The following is a 4,537-nucleotide window of genomic DNA, read 5'->3' as shown; positions in this document are numbered from 1 at the left end:
CCGGCAAAGTCATCCGTGCAAAGTTGGTTTTCCGGGTCCTGTCCATACTAAGTTGATAGTAGATAACTAATTGTTACACAATAAATTATCATTATCCTGTATTGTCTTTGTGTTGTTATGGGCATCAAACAAAGTACAAAATTCTAACTTATGAGTAGACTTTTAATAAATAAAAAAGCTAATGGATGAATATAATGGTAGTCTAAGATGAAATATGGACTAATCTGAAAAAATGAATATTTTTCCTCTCTCTCTTCCCTTTTTATCTATGTAACTTCTTTTATGATATAAAAACTGGCAACATTTTGAGATATAAAAAACCAAATAGATTGAATAATGGCTCTTATTGAATGAACACGACGTAAATGAGGCTTTCCAGAATGAATTATCTATCTTTTTATACTATTTTGCAGAGAAATGCTATCGTATAATAGCTTAAGAAAACAAGAAAAATAGATGTTAGAAACCTATTCAGGAAGCCATAGCGTAGTTCATTTTAAACCAATAAGTGGTTTCTTTTAAAGGTAGGAGATGTTTCTTTTAAACCAACGACTTGTTTCATTATATCAAAACTCGTTTTCGATAGTATGAAAAAGTACATGTTTATAAAGAATTATGCTATATATATTCAATAAAAGGAATATATATGATGTAAATGTAACTTTCTTTTTTCTATTTAGCAACTCAATAGAAGATTAATTCTTCTGCATACATGAAAAATAGAACATAATTTGGAATAACTAAGATAAAATATTTCAATCTTTACCTGGCAAGTTTAGCTCGAAGTTCTTTTAGTCTTTTTGCAGCCTGTAGATTATCAACCTTTATATATCTCATGAATGCAGATGGACTCTTATGCCCGGATATGCGCATAAGCTCTCCAGCAGGAAAGCCGGATAAATACATATTTGTGCAAAACGATCGTCGACAGGTATGAGAAGAGATCATCTCCCATTTTTCATAGACTCTCTTTTCCCGTTCCTTTCCTTTTTTGCGAACAACTTCGATTTTCTGTTTTAGTTTTGCTCTTCGCCCTAATTCTTTAACTCTTTCGTTGAATATATATCTAGGAATTTTAGGTAAATCGTAGTTGTACTTCTTGAGTATTTCCGGTACATAATCGATCATAGGGATTATGACAGCTTTATGCACTTTTCTCTGTTTGAGATTTATAATCTCATTATCTAAGTCAATATGTTCGGGACTTAATGTTGAGAGATCACTATAACGTAATCCTGTAAAACACCCAGTAATAAAAACATCTCTAATCTCTTCCAATTGCTTATCATCTGACAAGTCTAACTCGTGTATTGTCGAAAGTTCCTTTTCACTTAAATAAATAGCATCAGTTTCTTCTTCTACGACCTTAAAATGCTTCAAGTCAATTGGAGGAATAATTCCTTTATCTATTTGATAATTAACAAACCCTTTTAACAAACGTACAATTTTTCCAGCAGAATTAGTGAGTAAACCAACACTTCCATCGGGCTTTATAACCTTATAAAATAAATAGTCCATGAATTCATTGTAAAATATAAGATTCAGGTTATGGAAAGTAATTGGTTGCGATGAATGTTCTTTGAAAGCGACCAGATGTTTGCGAAGTGTTCGGTAGTCTTTTATTTGATCTGCAGAAACAACTGGAGCTTTTTCTGTTATATATCTTTCTAATGCGTCAAAGATATCTACCCGATTAGGTCGTAATTCATATTCTCTATTCTTTTTTAGTTCAAGTAAAACAAAATCTACGGTTGGACTTATTCCATTTATCTTTGCATATGTAAGAATTTCTCCAAGCTTGGATGTCATTCTAATCAGACAGGCATCAATCTCATCATAGTTTGGACAAGCGCGCTTAATCCATCTCTTTTTAGAATCCCAGTGTTCTGGTTTAATACTGTATCCAGTAGAGATGAGCGTACGCTTAGTTCGATTGTAGTTATATCGAACATAAAGGACAGTAGTCCCCTCTCGAGTGACGTACCTTGGTTTAATATATGGAGTATATTTGGCGATAGTAAAATCTGTATTGCATTCGTATTGCAAAGTTACAAAAGCTATCTGAAATGAGCAATATCTCATCGTTAAAAGCTAGAATCTCAAAATGTATTGTGCTATCTTTAAAAAAGTGGATAAAAATTGCTCAAAAAGGAAAAAAACTACTCAAATCATATTGTAACAGACCTTTTTTATACTTTAAAAACGTTCAAAACATGAAAAAAGAATAGATTTTGTCCTTTCTTGAACACAGATTTTCCTAATATTTAGCATTAATTCCATTATTTTGTAGCGTTGCAAATAAAATGCTATAGAAAAACAGTTGGATTTGTATGACTCCCAGGTCTGCCTGAAACACACAATTCTATATTAACTTTTCCCCTTAGCATTTATCAATGTTCGACAGTACTGATTTTATATATTCTTTAGGTATAGCGATAGAAAGGTAAGATTGTATTTACGAGGTAATAGTAAGAAGGTAAAAAGAAGAATAAAAGAAAACGTAGGGTTTGTTTTTCTTTATTGGTAAACAAGATTGTAGATGGGTAACCTTAAAATTGTAGATTAATTAGAAAATATTTATGAAGAAACTACTAACAGTAATGGTCTTTTCGGTCGGTTTATTTGCGAATGCTCAAACCGGCAACTTATTTAAACCAGTAAAAGAGGTAGCGCTACGTACTCCATCAGTACCTATCGTTGTTTCAGATCCTCACTTCTCTATCTGGTCTCCTTATGATAAATTGATGGAAGGAAGTACAGAACACTGGACTACAGCTAAAAAGCCTTTAGTAGGAGCCTTACGTGTAGATGGTAAAGTGTATCGTTTCCTGGGTAAAGATCAAGTGGCTCTAATACCTATTGCTCCTATGACAAATGTGGAACGCTGGGAGGCGGCATATACTAATAGCCAACCCGCAAATGGATGGCAAGAATTCCAGTTTGATGATAGTAGTTGGAAAAAAGGTAAAGCTGCCTTCGGCAGCCGTGATATGCCACGGGTTCGTACAGAATGGAAAGGAGATAATACAGATATTTATATTCGACGTACATTTGAAATTAATGATTTGGATTTAACAGAGAATATTTTTCTCATTTATTCTCACGACGATGTATTTGAATTATATTTAAATGGGGAAAGACTGGTGGCTACGGATCTCGTATGGAAGAATAATGTAAACCTAAAACTTTCAGATGAAGCAAAGAAGAAACTTCGTAGTGGTAAAAATGTGATTGCCGCACATTGTCATAACACAACTGGAGGATCTTACGTGGATTTCGGTTTATATCGTGAAAAGAAAAATGCAGTAACATTTGATAATGAAGCCATACAGAAGTCGGTAGATGTATTAGCCACTTCCAGTTACTATACATTCACTTGTGGCCCAGTCGAATTAGATGTCGTATTTACAGCACCTCAATTGATAGATGATTTGGACTTGCTTTCAACTCCGATTAACTACATCTCTTATCGTGTACGTCCTCTTGATAAAAAAGAGCACGATGTACAATTTTATATAGAAACTACTCCGGAGTTAGCAGTGAATGAAACAACCCAACCCACTATTGCGCGCACATTATCAAAAAATGGTATTAGTTATGTAGAGGCTGGTACTATTAATCAACCGATCTGTGATCGTAAAGGTGATTTGATTTGTGCGGATTGGGGATATGTATATCTTGGTAGTGTAAATGGAGCAGGAAAATCTGTAAGCTTGGGTGACTATAGCGGAATGAAAGAATCTTTTGCTAAAAATGGAACTTTAGCTTCAAGTAAAACTAAATGGATCACTCGCAGAGAAGAAAATACTCCTGCAATGGCTTATGTACATAATTTTGGAACTGTCACCAAAGATGGTAAAGATGGTTTTATGATGATCGGTTATGATGACATTTATTCTATTGAATATATGTATGAAAAACGTATGGGATATTGGAAACATGATGGTAAAGTGACGATTTTTGATGCTTTCGAGAAACTAAGAGATAACTATCAATCCATCATGGAGCGTTGTCGTGCACTTGACGAACTTATTTATAGTGATGCAGAAAAAGCAGGTGGCAAAAAATATGCAGAAATCTGCTCTGCAGCCTATCGTCAAGTTATTTCTGCTCACAAGCTCTTTACTGATAAAGAAGGTAATCTGATGTGGTTCTCTAAAGAGAATAACAGTAATGGCTGTATCAATACAGTCGATCTGACCTATCCGTCCGCCCCTCTGTTCCTCGTTTATAATCCAGATTTGGAGAAAGCGATGATGACCAGTATTTTCGAATATAGTGCAAGTGGTCGCTGGAATAAACCTTTTGCTGCACATGACCTTGGTACTTACCCAATAGCTAATGGACAAGTTTATGGTGGTGATATGCCAATTGAGGAAAGTGGTAACATGGTGATTCTAACAGCAGCCATTTCGAAGATCGAAGGTAATGCCGATTATGCTAAGAAATATTGGGACATTTTAACTACATGGACTAATTATTTAGTAGAGTATGGACAGGACCCGGAAAACCAACTTTGCACGGATGACTTTGCCGG

The 4,537-nt window shown here is 34.6% G+C and carries 2 protein-coding genes; one reads left to right on the top strand and one right to left on the bottom strand.

Annotated features, from left to right (window positions below; translation table 11 throughout):
- Positions 1-762: 762 nt before the first annotated feature.
- On the bottom strand, positions 763-2,046 hold the full coding sequence (locus AAHJ11_RS22285; RefSeq protein ID WP_320974393.1) for a site-specific integrase: 1,284 nt from the start codon (positions 2,044-2,046) through the stop codon (positions 763-765).
- A 533-nt stretch (positions 2,047-2,579) separates the two neighbouring features.
- Between AAHJ11_RS22285 and AAHJ11_RS22280 the strand changes: the two genes are divergently transcribed.
- Positions 2,580-4,537, top strand: a 1,958-nt coding sequence (locus AAHJ11_RS22280; protein WP_413580104.1) for a glutaminase domain-containing protein, incomplete at its 3' end; no start/stop codon positions are given.

Origin of the sequence: Bacteroides sp. 90-K9/2 (genome assembly GCF_047310725.1) — a bacterium.
Classification (GTDB): Bacteria; Bacteroidota; Bacteroidia; order Bacteroidales; family Bacteroidaceae; genus Bacteroides; species Bacteroides vicugnae.
The sequence above is the reverse complement of the archived record's forward strand: the minus strand, read 5'-3'. Positions and strand labels throughout refer to the sequence as shown.